Source organism: Rhizobium sp. G21 (assembly GCF_014158035.1).
Classification (GTDB): domain Bacteria; phylum Pseudomonadota; class Alphaproteobacteria; order Rhizobiales; family Rhizobiaceae; genus Rhizobium_E.
In genome coordinates this window covers 4241345-4261056 of the sequence record NZ_JACFXW010000001.1, presented here as the reverse complement: position 1 = coordinate 4261056, position 19712 = coordinate 4241345, and the positions used below count along the sequence as shown (strand labels likewise).

Genomic DNA, 19712 nt, shown 5'->3' with positions numbered 1-19712 from the left:
GGTTAAAATCCGTGGCTCGTTCAGGCTGCATCACGGCCGCGACTCGGTGCCTGAAGATTGAATTTGTGTTAATGTTCTATTTTGGGACATTCGTCGCCTCGTCGTTCGCTGCCGGAATGGACACGGACGACGGACTCATGGCCGCCGCGACCACTATCGGCGCCAGCAGCGGCTCGGTGAAAGAATCGACACGTCCTGCCGCCCCCACTCTCAACCAGAAACGCTGTATGCCCCGCCGGGAAACCGGCGCAGCCGCATATCGACGAGCGTCATTCTCGTCAGATGGCAGGCACTACCCGACGGCGCCTGGCGGACGTCGAGCGGCAATGTCACCCCGCGGACGGGCTCGATGGCGACCTCGGGCTGACGGGGCGGGCTGGGTTTCGGCGCAATCAAACGCAGTTCTTGCAGGCGCCGCGAATTTCGATCGTGGTCTTTTCGGCCTTGAACTGGGTGGCCGCCTGCCATTGCTTGAGTTGGCCCTCGATCGTGTGGTCGTGAAATTCGCTCACCTGCCCGCAGGTCTCGCAGATCGCGAAAGCGATGACGCCGTGATGATGATCGTGGTGATCATGCGGATGCGCACAGGCGACGAAGGCGTTCAGACTTTCCAGACGATGCACGAGACGCTGCTCGACGAGCTTTTCGAGCGCGCGATACACCTGCAGCGGCGCACGAAAGCCGTCGCCGCGCAGCCGGTCGAGAATGTCGTAGGCGCTCAGCGGCGCAGCCGCGCCGTTCAACGCCCCAAGCACCAGCGCCTGGTTCTTGGTGAGAGTCTGTTCCGGTTTCATCATGTTCTACCTTCCTCGGCCAGCCGGCCGCGTCCGAGCGGAAGCAGGCTGACGACGAACAGCGCCAGCGCCGCCACCACAATAGACGGCCCCGACGGCGTGTCGAATTGCAGTGATCCATAAAGTCCGCCCCATACGGCGACGACGCCGATCAGCGCCGACAACGCCGCCATGATCTCCGGCGATGTCGAAAAGCGACGGGCGGCGGCGGCTGGAATGATGAGAAGCGAGGTGATCAGCAGAATGCCCACGATCTTCATGGCGATGGCGATCACCACCGCCAAAAGGAGCATGAAGATCAGCCGCGCCTTTTTCGGCTGCAACCCCTCGGCCTCGGCCAGATCCTCCGAGACGGTGGAGGCGACCAGCGGCCGCCAGAGATAAACCAGCGTCAGCAGCACCAGAATGCCGCCGCCCCAGATCAGGTCGATATCGCCCTCGCCGATGGCCAGAATATCGCCGAACAGGAAGCTGACGAGATCGACGCGCACCCAGGACATGAAGGCGAGGATGACCAGCCCGACCGACAGCGAGGCGTGCGAGAGAATGCCGAGCAGCGAATCCGCCGACAGCGACTGCACTTTCTGCAACAGCAGCAGCAGCAACGACACCGCCGCAGCGACCACGAAGACCGCGATCATGATGTTGAGATTGAACAGCAGCGACAACGCCACGCCGAGAAGCGCCGAATGCGCCATCGTGTCGCCGAAATAAGCCATGCGCCGCCAGACGATGAAGCAGCCGAGGGGACCCGTGGTCAAAGCCAGCCCTGTGCCGCCGATCAGCGCTCGAATGAAGAAGTCGTCAAGCATCGCGGCCTCCCGAAGTCATGGCCCTGGGCATAACCAGCCGGTTGCGCTCATGGCCGCAGCCGCAATCAGGGCCATGTTCATGGTCATGATCGACCTCGTCGTCATGATCGTGGTGATGGCCGTCGTCAGGATGGCAATGGTCGGTCACCGAGCCGTCGTCATGCAGCACCCGCCCATCCGGCAGATGGGTGTGGTCGTGATGGTGGGCGTAGATAGCCAGCGCCCCGGCGCCCCGCTGGCCGAACAGCCGCTGATATTCAGGACTCTGCGACACGGTCTGCGGCGTTCCGGTGCAGCAGACATGGCCGTTGAGGCAGATCACCGTGTCGGTCGCCGCCATCACCACATGAAGATCATGCGAGATCAGCAGCACGCCGCAGCCGATACGGTCGCGGATCTCGCCGATCAATTCGTAGAGCGCGATTTCGCCCGAGAAGTCGACGCCCTGCACCGGCTCGTCGAGGACGAGAAGATCGGGTCGGCGGGCGATGGCGCGGGCGAGCAGCGCGCGCTGGAATTCGCCGCCCGAGAGATGCTGCACCTCGGCCTTGGCGAGATGCGAAACGCCGGTCTCGGCGAGCGCATCGGCGATATCACGGCGAGGCAACGGACCCGTCAGCGTCATCAGCCGCTCGACGGTCAGCGGCATGGTGCGATCGATGCTCATCTTCTGCGGCACATAGCCGACCCTGAGACCATGACGCTGCGACACCTTGCCCTCGTCAGGCTTGATCAGCCCCAACGCCATGCGCGCCGATGTGGACTTTCCAGAACCATTGGGCCCGATCAGCGTAACGATCTCGCTTTTGCGCACCGCGAAGCTGACGCCGCGCACCAGCCAGCGGCCATTGCGCGAAACGCCGGCGCCATCGAGACCAACCAATTGATCAGGTTGCGGATTTCTGTCGAGCATAGAATTTTCCAGAGTCGGGACTTGGCAGCGGTTATGTCATACGTTATAGCGTAACGCAATTTATGTAATAACATTACGGCAATTATCCAGCCGTAACGCATAAAAAGGATCTCCCATGCGTTTCACGCTCGCCACCGCCTTCGCTTCCGTTTCGCTTCTGGCGTTTTCCGCCTTGGCCGCACAGGCCGCGCCGAAAGTGGTCGTGACGATCAAACCGATTCACTCGCTGGCCGCCTCGCTGATGAAGGGCGTCGGCGAACCGGAATTGCTCGTGGATGGCGTCGCCTCTCCGCATACCTACCAGATGAAGCCTTCCGACGCATCCCGGCTGCAGGAAGCGGATGTGATCTTCTGGGTCGGCCACGACATGGAGAAGTTTATGGAGAAACCGCTGGAGGCGCTCGGCGGCAAGGCGCGCATCCTCGAACTCGACCAGGTCGAAGGCTTGTTGAAGCTGCACACCCGCGAAGGCGGCGCTTTCGAGGCCCATGACCATGGCGAGGAAGGTCATGAACACGACAAAGCCGGTCATGAAGACGGCGACCATCACCATGACGCCGACGAAAAGCCGGACGCCGGCCATGACCACGATCATGCCGGGGAAACGCATGAAGGCCATGACCATGCCGCTGAAACCCATGAGCACGATCATGGCGAAGAAGTCGACCTGCATCTCTGGCTCAACACCGGCAACGCCAAGCTGATGGCGGCGGCGATGACCAAGACTCTCGTCCTGGCCGATCCCGAACACACCCAGACCTATGAGAAGAACCTCGCCGATCTCAACGCCAGCCTCGATGCGCTTTCGGCTGAAATCAAGGCGGAGGTCGCTCCCGTCAAGGATAAACCTTTCATCGTGTTCCACGACGCCTACCAGTATTTCGAAAAGGAATTCGGCGTGAAAGTCGCTGGATCGATCACGGTTTCTCCCGAGACGATGCCGGGCGCGGCGCGCCTGAAACAGATCCGGGCGAAAGTGGCCGAACTCGGCTCCACCTGCGTCTTTGCAGAGCCGCAATTCGAACCGAAGCTGGTGCGGGTCGTGCTGGAAGGCGCCGACGCCAAGAGCGGCGTTCTCGATCCCGAGGGTGGTTCCTATGAGAAGGGCGAAGCGCTCTACGGCGATCTCATGCTCGGCATCGCCCGCTCCCTCAAGGATTGCCTCGCCGCCAGGTGACGAGGCCGGACAACCGAGGCGGGCCGGTGCGCCCGCCTTTTCCAGACAACTGCATGTAATGGTATAACATTATGAAAATTGAAATCGCAGATCAGCGTCTCCCGGTCACCGTCCTCTCAGGCTTCCTCGGCGCCGGCAAGACGACCCTGATGAACCACGTGCTCAACAATCGCCAGGGGCTGAAGGTCGCGGTCATCGTCAACGACATGAGCGAGGTGAACATCGACGCCGAACTCATTCGCGAAGGCGGCGCCGATCTCTCCACCGATGAGCAATTGGTCGAAATGACCAATGGCTGCATCTGTTGCACGCTGCGCGACGATCTGCTCAACGAAGTCAGCCGCCTCGCCCGCGAAAAGCTTCGACTATCTGTTGATCGAGAGCTCCGGCATTTCGGAGCCGTTGCCGGTCGCCGCCACCTTCGAATTTCGCGACGAGGCGGGCTTCAGCCTGTCCGAACTCGCCCGTCTCGACACGATGGCGACGGTTGTCGACGCCGCCTCGCTCTTGAAGGACTACGCCTCCGACGACTTTCTCGCCGATCGCGGCGAGACCGCCGGCGAAGGCGATGCGCGCTTGTTGGTGGACCTGCTGGTCGAGCAGATAGAATTCGCCGACGTGGTGATCATCAACAAGGTCTCCGACGCCAACCCCGCCGATCTCGACGCGGCGCGCAAGATCGTCGCCGCGCTCAATCCCGACGCCCGCATCATCGAAACCGATTTCGCCCGCGTCGATCCCACCGAGATCCTCGGCTCGGGCCGCTTCGATTTCGACAAGGCCCATACCCATCCGCTCTGGTACAAGGAACTCTACGGCTATGCCGAGCACACGCCGGAAACCGACGAATACGGCGTGCGCTCCTTCGTCTATCGGGCACTCCGGCCCTTCGATCCCGCCAAGTTCAAGGCTTTCATCGACCGCTCCTGGCCGGGCGTGGTGCGCGCCAAGGGTTTCTTCTGGCTGGCGACGCGACCGCATTATGTCGGCGAACTCAGCCATGCCGGCGCGATCGTCCGGACACAGAAGATCGGCCTGTGGTGGGCGGCCGTGCCGCAGGAGCGCTGGCCGACCGATCAGGCCAGCCGCTCGGCGATCTATGACCGCTTCGATCCGGTCTGGGGCGACCGTCGGCAGGAGATGGTGTTCATCGGCGCCGATCCGATGAACGAAGCGGCCATCCGCGCCGAACTCGACGCCTGCCTTGCTCCCGAAACCGACTTCCGCCCGGAGCGCTGGCGCGATCTCGCCGATCCCTTCCCGGACTGGAGCGCGAAGGCGGCATGAGCGAAGAGAGACCCCGCCGCCGCTATCACTGCTTCGAGGTCGATGGCGACGGCAAGATCATCAAACCCACATTACGGCCCCATGAGCCCGATTGGCAGGGTGCTTCAGTCGTTCCGCCGGGCGAAGCGGGAGCCTTGATGTTCAGGGATCGCGGAGAAATAGTCATCCAGACCTTGAAGCGCATGGTCTGAGCGACCTCCGCGCCAGCCACGATCCTGCATAATCTCTCGATTCGTAGGGAGCGCCCCGATTATGCAAGACCGGCTTACACCCGCCCGCGCCGCGTTGGACGCGGGCGACCTCGACACGGCGTTCCGCCTGATCAACGATGCGCTCTCGCAAGGCGACGCCGGCGCGGACATGATCGGCCTGTTCGGCGACGCCCTAAGCGCCGCCGCCATGACCCGCGACGCCGCCGGCGCCTTCGAAACGGCCGCCAACGCCGCGGGCGCAAACGCCTTCCCATACTGGAAGAAAGCCGCTTTCGCCCATGACCGGGCCGGGGACCCCGACCAGGCGCTGGCGGCGGCGATCAAGGCGCAAAAAATCCATGACGGCGATCCGGACATCATTTATCTGCTCGCGCGTGAATTTCACGCCCGCGGCGAGCGCGAACTGCTCGGCCTGTTCAAGAACCGGTTGACGGCCAGCGACAATCCCGACCACCTCAATCTCGCCGCCGAGCTGATCGCCGGTGAAATCCGCAATCCCTTCACGCTGCCCTTGTTCAAGAAACTGGCGGCGCTTAGGCCCGACGACGACATCGCCCAGGCCAAGCTGATGGCGGTGGCGCGCGAATTCTGCGACTACGACACGATCGAGGCGCAGGAGCGCCGGATGCAAGAGCGACGAACGCGCCTCGGCGACGCCGCTGCTCATGACGGCGAGACGCCCTACGCCAATCTTCTGCATTGCGCCGACGAGAGACTGAACCGGCTTGCCGCCAATCGCCCGACCCTCGGGCCCGGCTGTTCCGCCGACCGCACCGCTGCCCGTCGCGCCATGGCGCACAGTTGGGGCGCGCGCCTGCGCATCGGCTATTTCTCCAACGATTTCAGCAGCACGCACGCAACGATGCGGTTGATGCGCGAGGTGCTGGAGCGCCACGACCGCCGCCGTTTCGACGTGACGCTCTATTGCTACACACCCGAGGAGCTGATCCGCCGCGACGACGGCGGCCGCTCCCAATGGGGCCGGATCGTCAGCGTCGGCGCTCTCAGCGACAGCGAGATCGCCCAGCGCATGCGCGACGACGGCGTCGACATTCTCGTCGATCTCAAGGGGCACACCGGCGGCTCGCGCAGCCATGTGCTCAATCATCCGATCGCGCCGGTTCACGTCGCCTGGCTCGGCTATCCCGGCTCCACCCAGATGATCGACCTGGATTATGTGATCGGCGACCGTTTCGTACTGCCGGACAGCGCAAGGCCGCATTACCACGAGAAGTTCATACGCCTGCCCGACAGTTATCAGCCGAACGACGCGCGAACACGCCCCCTTCCCGCGCGGATCGACCGAGCGACGCTGGGCCTGCCTGATGACCGCTTCCTGTTCGCGAGCTTCAACGCCAACCGCAAGATCACGCTCGAGACGCTGAAACTCTGGGCCGAGATCTTACGCGACACGCCCGAAAGCCGTCTCTGGACGCTCCTCGAAGCTCCGCTGATGCGCGAGAATTTCGCTGCGCGAATGGAGAAGGAAGGCGTCGCGCGCGACCGGTTGATCTTCGCCGCGACCGCCGATTACGAAGCTCATCTCGCCCGCGCCGCCGCTGCCGACCTGCATCTCGACACGTTCCCCTATAACGGCCATACGACCACGTCCGACATGCTCTGGGCCGGGGTCCCGACCTTGACCAAAAAGGGCTCGAACTTCGCTTCTCGCGTCTCCGAAAGTCTTTTGAACGCCGTCGGACTGCCGGATTTCGTGGCGGCCGACAGCGCGGCCTTCGTGGCCCAGGCCGTGCGCCTCGCCCGGTCCCCGACCATCTCTCCGCTGTGCGTCGACACCTGGCGTCGAGCCGCGAAACGGCGCCTTTGTTCAATGCGGAGCGCTTCTGCGTCGGTCTCGAAAAAGCCTATGCGCTTGCGGCGGAACGGGCGCGGCAAAACCTCGATCCCATCCATCTCGATCTATTTTGAAACGTCGGGAAACTCATAGGCTATCCGGGTTGACGAAGCGCCCGCGCCAACCGTAACGTCGCCTCAGTTCCGCGACTGGATTCGGTCTCGGACTTTGTTCTCGCGTACACATCGACTTCTCGACGTCACGCAGCGGCTCGCGCCTCGTGTTGCGAATGCTGCTGTGGCAAAGGGGCATTTTAGAGGGAAAGGAACGTCCATGAAACTCAAGACTCCGACGATCGTCGCCATCTCCATGGCCATCGGCATTGCAACCGGCGCCAGCGTCACCGCCATCGCCGCTCAGCCCAACATGAAGAGCGCGCTGGATCATCTGATGGCTGCCGACGCCTTCCTCGCCAAGGCGGCCGACAACAAGGGTGGTCACAAGATGAAGGCTCGTTCGCTGATCAGCCTGGCGATCCAGGAAGTTCGCGCCGGCATTCGCTTCGCAAACTGATCGAATTCGATATCACAAAGAACCCGGCTGCTCGCGCGGCCGGGTTTTTGCTTGCCCTTACGATTGGCGCCGATAGCTGAAACGGTCGAAATCCGCCGCCATGGCGCCGCCGGTGATGTCATAGGCGAACATGCCGACGAAAGCGCCGGTGAAGGAGCCGTGTTCGCCGGCGCCGCCCTCGTCGGACACCACGCCGGCGTCGAGAACCGGGCCGATCGGGCGCCAGGCGTCCTCGCCCTCCGCCCTCCACGAGAATTGCAGGGCATTGTCGCGCACGTCGGCGGCCAGGCGGATGCGGCCCGCCGGCAACGCCTCGCCGGAGCCCACCGGGAAGGTCAGCCGTCCGCCGGGATAATCGCCGGGGCAGGACTGGATGGTGATGCAGCGCCCGAGCGTCTCATGCCAGGTCACCGCCAGCGCATGGAACTTGTAGCGGTTGTAGTAATGGGTAAGGCCCGCGACCTGCTGATAGGTCTGCGGATCGAACTCGATGATCGTCTCGGCGCGGAAGCGGTGATGCTCCTGCCGGCGCGCCACGAGTGAAAACTCGAACCAGGAGCCGATGCTCTCCCGGCCGTAAAGACGGAGATGGCTGGCGCGGGCGGTGAGCGAAAACAGCCTGTCCGGCTCCGGCGTCCGCAGCCACTGGAATTCCCTGGGCAGATCGACGCTGTCGAATTCCGCCTCGACGCGCTCCGGCTCGGGCCGCTGCATGGCGCCCCCCCGGCGCCTCGACCTCGACAGCTGGCGCGAGGCCGCCATGGGCGAGCCTGAGCCATCCATCCTCGCCCCAGACGCATCTTTGGATCGCAGTTTCCCGGCCCAGCGTACAGCGCCGGAGCGGCGGCAAGGGACGGCCGGTGAGATGCACGCAATAGGCGTCGCCTTCGGGCGTCTCGACATATTGGCCATGGCCAGCGCGCTGCAAAGGAGCATCAGGCGCATCCTTCGAGGTCAGCAGATATTGGTCGGGATGCAATTCATAGGGGCCGAGCACCTGTTCGGCGCGAGCGAATGCGATGGCGTGCTCATAGCCCGTGCCGCCTTCGGCGGCGGTGATGTAGTAAAAGCCGTTCTTCTTGAAGATATGCGCGCCCTCGACGAGGCCGAGCTCGGTGCCGCCGAAGATGTTGCAGGTCGGTCCGATCAGCTTGCCCGCCGCCGCGTCATATTCCTGGCAGAGAATGCCGTCGAAATGGCTGTTGCCGCCGATCGTGTTGTGCGCCTCCGGACGGTGGTTCCACAGCATCTGCAGAAACCACTTCCGCCCGTCGTCATCATGAAACAGCGAGGGATCGAAGCCCGAGGAATTGACATAGACGGGATCGGACCACGGCCCCTCGATCGACGGCGCGGTGACGATATAGTTATGGGCATCCTTGAACGAGCCGTCGAAGCGCTTCACATCGGTGTAGACGAGCCAGAACAGTCCGTCGGCATAGGACAGACACGGCGCCCAGACGCCACAGCTGTCCGGATTGCCGCGCATGTCGAGCTGGCTCTTGCGATTGAGCGGCCGGCAGACCAGCTCCCAATTGGCGAGATCGCGCGAATGATGGATCTGCACGCCGGGATACCATTCGAAGGTGGAGGTGGCGATGTAATAATCCTCGCCGACCCGGACGATGGAGGGATCCGGATTGAAGCCCGGCAGGATGGGGTTGCGGATCATGATGGTCTCCTCCTCGAAAATTCTCGGTAATATCATCCGCCGGAGGGACGCCCCTCATCCCCCTGCCGGGACCTTCTCCCCGCGCAAGCGGGGAGAAGGACGATGTGGCAAGGACGGCGCTCCATCGCCCTTCTCCCCGCAAGCGGGGAGAAGGTGGCGGCAGCCGGATGAGGGGCTGCAACCGGCCGGCTTCAAACCTCTCTTACTTCTTCTTCCGCGCCGGGCCGTTGCGCTCGGCGGAGGCCGCCCAGATGTTGATGTCGGCCTCCTTGGCGTAGACGTCGATCTCGGCGAGTTCTTCCGCCGTGAAATCGAGATTGTCGATCGCCTTGACGCAATCCTCCACCTGGCTCGCGCGCGACGCGCCGATCAGCGCCGATGTCACCCGACCGCCTCGCAACACCCAGGCGATCGCCATCTGCGCCAGCGTCTGGCCGCGCTTTTCGGCGATGCGGTTGAGCGCGCGGATGTTCTCGACATTCTTCTCGTTGAGGAAGTCGGGATTGAGCGACTTGTCCAGGCTCGCGCGGGCGCCTTCCGGAATGCCGTTCAGATATTTCGACGTCAGCATGCCCTGGGCGAGCGGCGAGAACACGATCGAGCCCATGCCGAGCTCTTCCCAGGCGTCGACCAGTCCGTCTTCCTCGATCCAGCGATTGATCATCGAATAGCTGGGCTGGTGGATGATGCAGGGCGTGCCGAGATCCTGAAGGATCTTGTGCGCCTCGCGGGTGCGCTTGGTGTTGTAGGAGGAAATGCCGACATAAAGCGCTCGGCCCGAGCGGACGATATGATCGAGCGCGCCGCAGGTTTCCTCGAGCGGCGTGTCGGGATCGAAGCGATGGGAATAGAAGATGTCGACATAGTCGAGGCCCATCCGCTTCAGGCTCTGATCGCAGGAGGCGATGACATATTTGCGGCTGCCCCATTCGCCATAGGGACCGGGCCACATCAGGTAACCGGCCTTGGACGAGATGATCAGCTCGTCGCGATAGCCTTTGAAGTCGGTGCGCAGGATCTCGCCAAAGGCTTCCTCGGCGCTGCCCGGAGGCGGGCCGTAATTGTTGGCGAGATCGAAATGGGTGATGCCGAGATCGAAGGCGGTGCGGCAGATCTCCAGCTTGGTTTGGTGCTTGGCGTCATGGCCGAAATTGTGCCACAGGCCGAGCGAAATCGCCGGCAGCTTCAGGCCGCTCTTGCCGACGCGGTTGTATTTCATCTTTTCATAGCGATTGTCTGCGGGGCGCCATGCCATGGGGAATCCTCCATTCTTCTTGTGCGGCGGGACTATGCCCTTCATGGCTTTGCAGAGGCAAGCGGCAATTGGCGAGTTTGCCTCACGTACCTCAAAAGCAGCGTCTCGAACGCCCGGCGTCGAGGTCTCCCCGGCGGACCGGGGAGACGAAAGGCGCACGCCTCAGCGCAGAAGCGCTTTTGCTTCGTCGATGCCGAAGGCGGCCGGCTGGGTGCAGGTGGTGCGGATATCGACCGCCTTGCCCTCTTCCGCGCTTTTGAGGATCGAGGTGAGCACGTCGATCGTGTGCAGCGAGCGGTCGAGCGAGCAGCGATAATCGCCGCCGGTGGCAATGCTCGCCATCATGTCCGACAGGCCGACGCCGCGGTAATTGGCCTGCGTGCCCCAGGCGAACTCGTAGTTCTTGGCGGTCATCGGGTGGTCCCAGACCTCCACGTCCTTCGGCTCGCGGTCGGTGCCCGCCACTTCGACCTTGCCGCCGAAGAAGTTGGGGTCGGGCACGAAGATCGCGCCGTCGGTGCCATAGAGCTCCATATTCTGGTGGCGATGCGCCCAGACGTCCCAGCTCGCCATCAGCGCAACTTGCGCGCCGGAAGCGAATTCCAGCACGGCATGAATATTGGTGGCGACGATCACCGGCACATTCTCGCCGTTGCGCGGACCATTGGTGATGGTGCGCTCTTCCTTGGCCTTGTTGGCCAGCGCCACGACGCGCTTCACCGGGCCGATGAGATTGACGAGATTGTTGACGTAATAGGGACCCATGTCGAGGATCGGGCCGCCGCCCGGCTGGAAGAAGAAGTCCGGATTCGGATGCCACATTTCCATGCCGGGCCCGAGCACATGGCAGGTGCCGGACATGATCTTGCCGAGTTTGCCGCTGTCGATCAGGTTGCGGGCGAACTGGTGCGCGCCGCCGAGATAGGTGTCGGGCGCGGAACCCACGCGCAGGCCCTTTTCATCGGCGATGCGGCGAAGATCCTCGCCCTGCTCGATCGAGAGCACGAAGGGCTTTTCCGAATAGACATGCTTGCCGGCTTCGAGCGCCTTCTTCGACACCGGATAATGCGCTTCCGGGATGGTCAGGTTGACGACCACATCCACATCGGGATTGGCGAGCAGCGCGTCGACATCCTGGGCCAGGATGCCGAACTGCTCGGCTTTCGCCTGGGCCGCGGCCATATGCAGGTCGGCGCAGGCGACGACCTTGAGATTGTTGAACATCGGGATCAGGCGGAAATAGGCTTCGGAAATATTTCCGCAGCCGATGACGCCAACGCCATATTCCTTGGTCATGGTTTTCTCGTCCTCAGAAGGATTGGATGGTCTGGATGGAGCGCGTCGCGCAACGGGTGATGTCGGAGGGGTTGTCGTGCTCGACGACGAAATGGCGCGCCTTGGTGGCCTTCAGCGCCGTCCAGAGCGCCGGCCAGTCCACCGTGCCGTGGCCGACATCGGCCCAGCCGCCTTCGTCGGCATTCTCGCCTGCCGGCGCGATGTCCTTGATATGGGCGGACGTGATGCGGTCCTTATAGGCGTCGATGAACTTCAGGGGATCGGCGCCCGCGCACCACCCAGGCGACGTCCATTTCCCAGGAGAGCGACGGGCCGCCCTCAAAAATCCGGTCATGCGGCAACGAGCCGTCCGACAGAGCGACAAATTCGAAATCGTGATTGTGCCAGCCGAAATCGAAGCCGGCGTCACGGAACGGTTTGCCGGCCTTTTCGAGCCGCGCGCCGAAGGCCGTCCAGCCTTCCGCATCCGTGGGCCGGTCGTCGGGCATCACAAAGGGGCAATAAACGGCGTCCATCCCCAGCGTGCGGGCGATGTCGAGCATGCGGCTCGTCTCGTTTTCGAGCTGGTCGAGGCCGAAATGGCCGGTCGCCATCGTCAGGCCATTGACGTCAAGATCCGCCTTCAGCGCCTTGACGGCGTCAGTGTCCATCGGCCCGTAAATGCCGCCGAAACCTTCGACTTCCTTATAGCCGAGCGAACCCAACAGCTTGAAGATATCCGAGAGCGGCGGAAAATTGCGCGCGCTGTAGAGCTGAAAAGAGACGTTTGTCATGGTTTCCTCCATTGATCGCCCGAAGGCGGAAATCGGGTGCGCCCGAAAGCTTTTTGGTGCGGCGGTCAGGAGTCTTTGCCCGCCGAACCGCTCAAGTTGTCTCGTGCTTGTCGCCGGCGTTGCGCACAGCGCGCAACATCAAATCTTCACTCCACCGCCTGACAGGATTCGAGGTCCCGCACCACGAAACGCGGCGTCGCCGACGAATCCTCCGCGGTGAAGGTGATGGTGCGGCTTTCTCCCGAAAGCAAGTCGAAGGCGTTGTCGGAGAACCGGCCGGCGACATCCGCCTCCAGCATCACGAACAGCGCCAGCCCCGCCGCATGGAGCGAAATATGCCAGCGCCCCTCGCCCGCCGGTCTGACGTCGTGGATCAGACCCGCCGGCGCGAGATCCAGCGCCTTGTAGGTCGTCACCACATGGTGACCGCGCCCTTCATTGCCGGCGGAGGTGCGGAAATCCCAGAACAGCAAATGGTCCGCCGGAATCTCCGTCGCCGCGATCGTCTCCAGCGTCATCGCCTTGTCGGGGCGGCAGGTTGCTTTGGCGGACCGAAGCGGGTGACGGGCGCCGGTGAGATCGACGGTGTAGAAGTCTGCAGAAATCTCGATATTGTCGGTGAGGTCGTTGACCATGCGCATCTCGATCTCGGCGCCATCCGCCGAGGGAATGGCGACCATCGTCACCGGCTCGAAGAAACGCCGCGCCTGGTAATGCATGGCCTTCCAGTTGCCGCCGTAATCGAGGCTCGCCCAGGAGGCCACCGGCCATGTGTCGTTGAGCTGCCAGATGATCGTGCCCATGCAATGCGGCTTGAGCGAACGCCAGTAATCCACCGCCGTCTTGATCGCCAGGCCCTGCTGGATCTGGCTGAGATAGACGAAATTGGCGAAGTCCTTGGGAAAGCGGAAATAGCGGAACATCGTGCCCGCGATCCGCTCGTTGCCGCCGGGATTTTTCTGATGCACCTCCATCACCGGCGAGGCGATGTTGACGTCCTTCTTGTCGGCGAACTGATTGATCAAGAGGTTCGACGTATAGGACTGGAAGCCGAATTCCGAGCAGAAGCGCGGCTTGACCGTGCGGTAGTGGTCGAAGGACTTGTTCTCGTGCCAGACCGACCAGAAATGCATGTCGCCCGCGCCGTCGGCATGCCAGGCGTCGCCGAAATTCAAATAGCCGCATGACGGGCTCGACGGCCACCAGATCAGGTCGGGCGCAGCCTTCTGCATCGCCGTCTCGATGGTGCGGTTGAGCCGGTCATAGGCGACGAGATAGCGGTCGCGATCCTTGCGCGAGCAGTCGAACCAGGTGAGCGCGCCGACCAACTCGTTGTCGCCGCACCAGAGAACGATAGAGGCGTGATGCCCCAGCCGCTTGACCTGATAATCGACTTCATGGGCGACATTGTCGAGAAACGCGGGCGTCGAGGGATAGAGATTGCAGGCGAACATGAAGTCCTGCCACACCATCAGCCCCAGCCGGTCGCAGATGTCGTAGAACCAGTCATGCTCGTAGAAACCGCCGCCCCAGATGCGGATCATGTTCATATTGGCGTCGACGGCGGATTGCAGCAGCGCCTCGGTCTTCTCCGGGCTCATGCGGGAGAACAGCGCATCGGCCGGAATCCAGTTGGCGCCCTTGCAGAACACCTCCTGTCCGTTGACGCGGAAGGCGAAGCGGCTGCCCGCCTCGTCCGGATCGGTCAAAAGTTCGACGGTGCGCAAGCCGATCGACTTGACGACCGTCTCCTCGCCGACCGAGACTTTGAGCGTGTAGAGTTCCTGCGCGCCGGAACCCGCCGGCTGCCAGAGCCTCGGCTTTTCCACGACAAAGACATGATGCAGCACGGTTTCGCCCGCGCTGACGCCGCAATCGCGGCTCAAGGACCATCCGTCGAGTTCGAATTGGACAGGCGCGGTTCCCGGATCGCGCGCGTAGAGCGTCACGGCCACGTCGAGCTCGACACTCCCATCCTTCTTGTGCTTCTGGGACACGGTGACATGCTCGATCCGCGCCGTCTCGATCTTCTTGAGCGCCATCGTGCCGTAGAGACCGGAAGGCGCGAGCGCGATATTCCAGTCCCAGCCGAAATGGCATTGCGGCTTGCGCAGCATATTGCCGTAGGGGATCGGGCAATTGGCGCTCCACGGCACTTCGAAGGGCTGCGTGTCGTAGATCTTCTTGCCTTCGGCGACTGGCGAATGCAGCGTGATCGCGATTTCGTTGGCGCCTGGTCTCAGCGCTCCCGTCACGTCGGGGCGGTAGCGGCGGAAGCAATTGTCGGTGCGGGCGACGACAACGCCGTTGACGCGGATCGTGGCGACCGTGTCGACATAGTCGAGATCGAGATACCAGTCGCCCTCGACCACGCCCATCGGCAGGTCGAACCGGCGCGACACGGTCCAATCCTTACGGGCGACCCACTGCACCAGTTCTTCATTCTTGCCGAAATAGGGATCGGGAATGATATCCTGCGCCTGGAGCGCCGAATGGACATCGCCGGGCAGCGCGATGGTCAACCCCTCTGGCTGCCCCTCGGCGGCCAGAGACCAGGAGCCGGACAAATCGATCAGATGGGTCATGCGTTCATTCCTTTGAAATGGCCGGATAGGGCGAACTCCGCCCCTCATCCCCCTGCCGGGACCTTTTCCTCGTGACCACGGGGAAAAGGAGGTTGGAGCGCCATCCCTGCCCCATCGCCGTGCTCCCCGACTGCGGGGAGAAGGTGGCGGCAGCCGGATGAGCGGCGGCTCGGCTGCTGCCCGTCAGATCCTCAACTCACTCTCCGCATCGAACAGCGATGCGAGCGCCATGTTGAAGGACAGCTTCAGATGCGTCCCGGCCGCATAGCGGCGCGAGCCTGCAATGCGGACGGACATGGTGTGGCCGGCGAACTTCAGCCAGAGCAGATTGTCGGCGCCCATCGGTTCCTCGATATCCACGACCGCGTCGAAAGATTGTCCCGCAGAAGCGTCATCGACGCCGATATATTCCGGACGCAGGCCGAGAACGACCTTCCGGCCAGCCGGCAGAGCCGCCTCGGTTTCGTATCCATCGAGCGGGATGCGAACGCCATCGACATTGACGACGGGACCGCCCTCACCCGCCTCGATCACGCCCTTGAGGAACGTCATCGCCGGGGAACCGATGAAACCGGCTACGAACAGGTTCTTGGGCCGGTTGTAGATGGTCATGGGGTCGTCGAGCTGCACGATGATACCGTCCTTCATGATCGCGATGCGGTCGGCGAGCGTCAGCGCCTCGATCTGGTCATGGGTGACATAGATCATCGTGTTCTTGAGCGCCTGGTGCAGCCGCTTGATCTCCACGCGCAGTTCGGAACGCAGCTTGGCGTCCAGGTTCGACAAGGGCTCGTCGAACAGGAAGACATCGACGTCGCGCACCAGAGCTCGGCCGATGGCGACACGCTGGCGCTGCCCGCCGGAGAGTTGGGCCGGCTTGCGATCGAGCAGCGGCTGGATCTGCAGGATTTCGGCGGCGCGGGCGACGCGTTTGTCGATTTCCGCCTGCGCCATACCCGCGATCTGCAGGCCGAAGGACAGGTTCTTGCGCACCGTCATCTGCGGATAAAGCGCATAGGACTGGAACACCATGCCGATGCCGCGATCCTTGGGCTCGAGCCAGGTGACGTTCTTGCCCTTGATGAAGATCTGCCCGTCGGTGGGCTCGAGCAGACCGGCGATGCAGTTGAGCAAGGTCGACTTGCCGCTGCCGGAGGCGCCGAGCAACACCAGGAACTCGCCGTCTTCGATGTCGATATTGAGGTGATCGAGAACTTTCACCGCGCCGAATGCAAGGGTCAGGTCTTTGACTTCTACGCTTTTCATGAGTTTATCCCTTGACTGCGCCGGCGGCGATGCCGCGCACGAACAGACGCCCGGAGACGAAGTAGACGATCAGCGGCACCGCGCCGGTCAGCAGCGTGGCGGCCATGTTGACATTGTATTCCTTCACGCCCTGCACCGAATTGAGATGTTGTTGAGCTGAACCGTCATCGGGTAATATTCCGGCCGGGTGAAGACGACGCCGAACAGGAAGTCGTTCCAGATGCCGGTGATCTGCAGGATCATCGCGACCACGAAGATCGGCAACGACATCGGCGCCATGATGCGGAAATAGATCTGCCAGAAGCCGGCGCCGTCGATGCGCGCCGCCTTGAACAGTTCCTCCGGCAAGGACGTGAAGTAATTGCGGAAGAGCAGCGTCAGGATCGGCATGCCGAAGATGGTGTGCACGATCACCAGACCCGTCAACGTGCCGTAGACGCCCATCTCCCGGAGCACGATGACGATCGGATAGATCATCACCTGATAGGGGATGAAGGCCCCGACGATCAGGATCGTGAAGAACACTTCCGAACCCTTGAAGCGCCAATTGGCGAGCGCGTAACCGTTGATCGAGGCGATCAGGATCGAGATCACCGTCGACGGCACGGTGATGCGCACTGAGTTCCAGAAGCCGCGCGACAGGCCGTCGCAATTCAGCCCCGTGCAGGCGGTGGCCCAGGCCTTGACCCAGGGTTCGAAGGTGATTTCCACCGGCGGCGAGAAGATGTTGCCGAGCCGGATCTCGGGCATGCCCTTCAGCGACGTGACGAACATCACGTAGAGCGGCAGCAGATAGTAGACGGCGGCGAAGATCAGAAGCCCGTAGAGGATGATGTTGCGGCGCGAGAGAGCGCGTCGCGGCTTGGGCCCGCGCGGTTCTGCGGAGGCGGCGGAGCGAGCGGTGATGGCGGTGTCAGACACGCTTCTTTCCTCCAAATTCGAGATAGGCCCAGGGAATGATGATGATGGCGACGGTGAGCAGCATCATGGTCGATGCGGCGAAGCCTTGGCCGAGATTCTGCGCCTGGAACATGTAGTCGTAGACATATTTCGCCGGCACTTCCGAGGCGATGCCGGGACCACCCGACGTCTGGGCGACGACGAGATCGTAGAGGCGGACGATGCCGGACGTGATGATGACCAGCGTGGTGATGAAGACGGGCCGCATCATCGGAATGATGATGAACACATAGGTCTTCCACATCGGAATGCCGTCGACGCGCGCCGCCTTCCAGATGTCTTCGTCGATGCCGCGCAGGCCGGCGAGCATCAGGCACATGATCAGCCCCGTTCCCTGCCAGAGACCCGCGATCAGGATGCCGTAGATGACGATGTCGGGCTCATAGAGCGGATTGAAGGTGAAGGTGTCCCAACCCAGGCTGCGCACGATCGACTGCACCCCGAATTCCGGGTTGAGGATCCACTGCCAGACCAGACCGGTCACGATGAAGGACAGAGCGAAAGGATAGAGGAAAATGGTGCGGAAGGCGTTTTCGAAACGGATCTTCTGATCCATCAACGCCGCCAGCACGAAACCGATCACGAGACTGAAGATCAGCGACAGGACGCCGTAGATCGCGAGGTTTTCGATCGAGATCTGCCAACGCGGCGCATCCCAGAGCCGCTCATACTGGTCCAGTCCCACGAATTTCAGCCGCGGCAGCAGCTTGGAGTTTGTGAAGGAATAGACGACCGTCCAGATCGTGCCGCCCAGAAAAATCACCAGGGCGGTCAGGATCATCGGGATCGAAGCGATCTTGGAATTCAGATTGCGAAACAGTTTGCTGGGTCGACTGGCATGCGCTTGGCCCGTCATCAGAACAACTCTCCTCTGTCAGGATCACGCCGACGGGCGCGCATGGAAGGCGTTGCCTTCCGCTGCGACGCCCGGTCGCTTTCCCCGTGATCCGGTTGTCGCGGGCCTGGCGAGAGACTGTCTCCCGCCAGGCCCGCAGGCGACCTTTCGGCTCTTAGTCGGCGTTCGCGATGATATCCGCGAAGCGCTTCTGAGCGTCTTCAGGGGTGATGGAGGGGTTGGCGAAGAATTCGGAGAATAGATCTTCCTTCTGCTTCTGGCTGTCGGCCGAAAGCAGCTGGTCGGTGCCCTCGATGACATTGCCCTTGGCGAGAATGTCGAGACCCTTCTTCATGCAGTCGTTGGCGGCGGACAGGTCCACGTCGCCGCGCACCGGCAGCGAGCCCTTCTTGAGATTGAAGGCGACCTGGGTTGCCGGGGCGAGCAGCGTCGCGGCCAGCACGTCCTGCGCCTTGGACTTCTCTTCATCCTTGAGCACCGGGAAGTAGAAGGCGTCGCCACCGGTCGAGATGATTTCGTTGACGCCGAGGCCCGGAAGGCAGGAATAGTCGACGCCCGCCTTCTGGCCAGCCAGAGCGAATTCGCCCTGCGCCCAGTCACCCATGATCTGGCCGCCGGCCTTGCCGGTGATGACCATATTGGTGGCCTGGTTCCAATCCTGCACATTGGTGCCCTTGGACATGCGACGCGCGTCGTCGGCGGCCTTGAACACCTTGGCGATGTCAGGTCCGGCAGCCATTTCGGCGTCCTTGTCCTTGAACACCTTGTAGAAGGTGTCCTTGCCGGCGATGGCGACCATCAGCACGTCGAAGGCGCCGGCGGCCTGCCAGGGCTGACCGCCCACGGCGAGCGGAACGATGCCGGCTTTTTCGAGAGCCGGGGCGGCGGCGACGAATTCATCCCAGTTCTTCGGAACAGCCACGCCAGCAGTCTTGAATGCGGCGTTGGACAGCCACAGCCACTGCCAGGAGTGGATGTTGACCGGGGCGCAATAGATCTTGCCGTCGATCGTGCAGCTGTCGAGCAGGCTCGCCGGCTTGATGACATCCTTCCACTTTTCCTTGGTGGCGACGTCGGTCAGGTCGCGCATCAGACCGGCCTGAACCAGTTCCTCGGCCTGACGACCATGGTTGAACTGGGTTGCGCCCATCGGGTCGCCGCCGGTGATGCGGCTGATCATGATCGGACGGGCGGTGCCGCCCGAACCGGCGATGGCGCCGTCGACCCACTTGTTGCCGGTGGCGTCGAACGCCTTGGCGAGCTCCTGCACGGCGGCGGCTTCACCGCCGGATGTCCACCAATGGGTCACTTCGAGATCCGCTGCGTGAGCGATGCCGAAGGACAGCGAAACGGAAGCCGCCAGGGCCCCTGCGAAAAGGCGAATGTTCATGAGTCTCCTCCCTCACTGAAACGTTGCCGGAAAAACTTATTCGAAAGTCTCCAACCCTGCAACCATCAAGATGCTATTTTTTTCGAGGCTCGATGT

At 62.6% G+C, this 19712-nt stretch carries 13 protein-coding genes and 4 pseudogenes; 5 read left to right on the top strand and 12 right to left on the bottom strand.

The genetic code is table 11. From position 1 onward, the window contains the following. Positions 1 to 392: 392 nt before the first annotated feature. From H2O14_RS21110 to H2O14_RS21100, 3 genes are read right to left on the bottom strand one after another with little or no spacing between them, the layout of a single operon-like run. The gene (locus H2O14_RS21110) at positions 393 to 794 is read right to left on the bottom strand and encodes a Fur family transcriptional regulator (protein WP_409526965.1); all 402 of its coding nucleotides are present in this window, start codon (positions 792 to 794) and stop codon (positions 393 to 395) included. Then, positions 794 to 1606, bottom strand: a complete 813-nt coding sequence (locus H2O14_RS21105; RefSeq protein ID WP_182829199.1) for an iron chelate uptake ABC transporter family permease subunit — start codon at positions 1604 to 1606, stop codon at positions 794 to 796. Before H2O14_RS21105 ends, H2O14_RS21110 begins: the two co-directional genes overlap by 1 nt. After that, complete coding sequence (locus H2O14_RS21100; protein WP_182829198.1) at positions 1599 to 2519, bottom strand: metal ABC transporter ATP-binding protein; 921 nt, start codon at positions 2517 to 2519, stop codon at positions 1599 to 1601. Before H2O14_RS21100 ends, H2O14_RS21105 begins: the two co-directional genes overlap by 8 nt. A 115-nt stretch (positions 2520 to 2634) precedes the next feature. Here H2O14_RS21100 and H2O14_RS21095 point away from each other — a divergent pair, with 115 nt between their 5' ends. The 5 genes and pseudogenes from H2O14_RS21095 (at position 2635) to H2O14_RS21075 (ending at position 7563) form a co-directional block, all read left to right on the top strand. Next, positions 2635 to 3696, top strand: a complete 1062-nt coding sequence (locus H2O14_RS21095) for a zinc ABC transporter substrate-binding protein (RefSeq protein WP_182829197.1) — start codon at positions 2635 to 2637, stop codon at positions 3694 to 3696. A 71-nt stretch (positions 3697 to 3767) separates the two neighbouring features. Then, positions 3768 to 4983: pseudogene (locus H2O14_RS21090) on the top strand (GTP-binding protein). Beyond that, positions 4980 to 5174, top strand: coding sequence for a hypothetical protein (locus tag H2O14_RS21085; RefSeq protein WP_182829196.1), 195 nt, complete (start codon positions 4980 to 4982; stop codon positions 5172 to 5174). The pseudogene H2O14_RS21090 and the gene H2O14_RS21085 overlap by 4 nt, the downstream one beginning before the upstream one ends. A 61-nt stretch (positions 5175 to 5235) precedes the next feature. After that, the gene (locus H2O14_RS21080; RefSeq protein ID WP_182829195.1) at positions 5236 to 7143 is read left to right on the top strand and encodes a tetratricopeptide repeat protein; all 1908 of its coding nucleotides are present in this window, start codon (positions 5236 to 5238) and stop codon (positions 7141 to 7143) included. A gap of 180 nt (positions 7144 to 7323) precedes the next feature. Continuing rightward, positions 7324 to 7563: a hypothetical protein gene (locus H2O14_RS21075; protein WP_182829194.1), complete on the top strand. Its 240-nt coding sequence runs from the start codon at positions 7324 to 7326 to the stop codon at positions 7561 to 7563. Between the two features lie 57 nt (positions 7564 to 7620). On the opposite strand, the pseudogene H2O14_RS21070 reads toward H2O14_RS21075, so the two are convergent. The 9 genes and pseudogenes from H2O14_RS21070 to H2O14_RS21030 form a co-directional block, all read right to left on the bottom strand. Further along, positions 7621 to 9235: pseudogene (locus H2O14_RS21070) on the bottom strand (glycoside hydrolase family 43 protein). A gap of 202 nt (positions 9236 to 9437) precedes the next feature. Then, entirely contained in the window at positions 9438 to 10490 is a 1053-nt protein-coding gene (gene mgrA, locus H2O14_RS21065) for an L-glyceraldehyde 3-phosphate reductase (protein ID WP_182829193.1), read from the bottom strand. A 162-nt stretch (positions 10491 to 10652) separates the two neighbouring features. Further along, on the bottom strand, positions 10653 to 11786 hold the full coding sequence (locus H2O14_RS21060) for a Gfo/Idh/MocA family protein (RefSeq protein ID WP_182829192.1): 1134 nt from the start codon (positions 11784 to 11786) through the stop codon (positions 10653 to 10655). A 13-nt stretch (positions 11787 to 11799) separates the two neighbouring features. Next, positions 11800 to 12559: pseudogene (locus H2O14_RS21055) on the bottom strand (sugar phosphate isomerase/epimerase family protein). Positions 12560 to 12705: 146 nt separating this feature from the next. Next, positions 12706 to 15144 (bottom strand): beta-mannosidase, encoded by a 2439-nt coding sequence (locus tag H2O14_RS21050; RefSeq protein ID WP_182829191.1) that lies wholly within the window; start codon positions 15142 to 15144, stop codon positions 12706 to 12708. A 183-nt stretch (positions 15145 to 15327) separates the two neighbouring features. Continuing rightward, positions 15328 to 16410, bottom strand: a complete 1083-nt coding sequence (locus tag H2O14_RS21045; RefSeq protein ID WP_182829190.1) for an ABC transporter ATP-binding protein — start codon at positions 16408 to 16410, stop codon at positions 15328 to 15330. A gap of 4 nt (positions 16411 to 16414) precedes the next feature. Then, positions 16415 to 17346 (bottom strand): annotated as a pseudogene (locus H2O14_RS21040) (carbohydrate ABC transporter permease). After that, positions 17324 to 18226 (bottom strand): carbohydrate ABC transporter permease, encoded by a 903-nt coding sequence (locus tag H2O14_RS21035; protein WP_182829189.1) that lies wholly within the window; start codon positions 18224 to 18226, stop codon positions 17324 to 17326. The pseudogene H2O14_RS21040 and the gene H2O14_RS21035 overlap by 23 nt, the downstream one beginning before the upstream one ends. Before the next feature lie 154 nt (positions 18227 to 18380). After that, positions 18381 to 19616, bottom strand: a complete 1236-nt coding sequence (locus H2O14_RS21030) for an ABC transporter substrate-binding protein (RefSeq protein ID WP_182829188.1) — start codon at positions 19614 to 19616, stop codon at positions 18381 to 18383. Between the last annotated feature and the right edge of the window lie 96 nt (positions 19617 to 19712).

What these genes read in the sequence shown, in the direction of transcription:
- H2O14_RS21110 (WP_409526965.1), bottom strand. Translation starts at nt 794, where the DNA reads ATGAAACCGGAACAGACTCTCACCAAGAACCAGGCGCTGGTGCTTGGG.
- H2O14_RS21105 (WP_182829199.1), bottom strand. Translation starts at nt 1,606, where the DNA reads ATGCTTGACGACTTCTTCATTCGAGCGCTGATCGGCGGCACAGGGCTG.
- H2O14_RS21100 (WP_182829198.1), bottom strand. Translation starts at nt 2,519, where the DNA reads ATGCTCGACAGAAATCCGCAACCTGATCAATTGGTTGGTCTCGATGGC.
- H2O14_RS21095 (WP_182829197.1), top strand. Translation starts at nt 2,635, where the DNA reads ATGCGTTTCACGCTCGCCACCGCCTTCGCTTCCGTTTCGCTTCTGGCG.
- H2O14_RS21085 (WP_182829196.1), top strand. Translation starts at nt 4,980, where the DNA reads ATGAGCGAAGAGAGACCCCGCCGCCGCTATCACTGCTTCGAGGTCGAT.
- H2O14_RS21080 (WP_182829195.1), top strand. Translation starts at nt 5,236, where the DNA reads ATGCAAGACCGGCTTACACCCGCCCGCGCCGCGTTGGACGCGGGCGAC.
- H2O14_RS21075 (WP_182829194.1), top strand. Translation starts at nt 7,324, where the DNA reads ATGAAACTCAAGACTCCGACGATCGTCGCCATCTCCATGGCCATCGGC.
- mgrA (WP_182829193.1), bottom strand. Translation starts at nt 10,490, where the DNA reads ATGGCATGGCGCCCCGCAGACAATCGCTATGAAAAGATGAAATACAAC.
- H2O14_RS21060 (WP_182829192.1), bottom strand. Translation starts at nt 11,786, where the DNA reads ATGACCAAGGAATATGGCGTTGGCGTCATCGGCTGCGGAAATATTTCC.
- H2O14_RS21050 (WP_182829191.1), bottom strand. Translation starts at nt 15,144, where the DNA reads ATGACCCATCTGATCGATTTGTCCGGCTCCTGGTCTCTGGCCGCCGAG.
- H2O14_RS21045 (WP_182829190.1), bottom strand. Translation starts at nt 16,410, where the DNA reads ATGAAAAGCGTAGAAGTCAAAGACCTGACCCTTGCATTCGGCGCGGTG.
- H2O14_RS21035 (WP_182829189.1), bottom strand. Translation starts at nt 18,226, where the DNA reads ATGACGGGCCAAGCGCATGCCAGTCGACCCAGCAAACTGTTTCGCAAT.
- H2O14_RS21030 (WP_182829188.1), bottom strand. Translation starts at nt 19,616, where the DNA reads ATGAACATTCGCCTTTTCGCAGGGGCCCTGGCGGCTTCCGTTTCGCTG.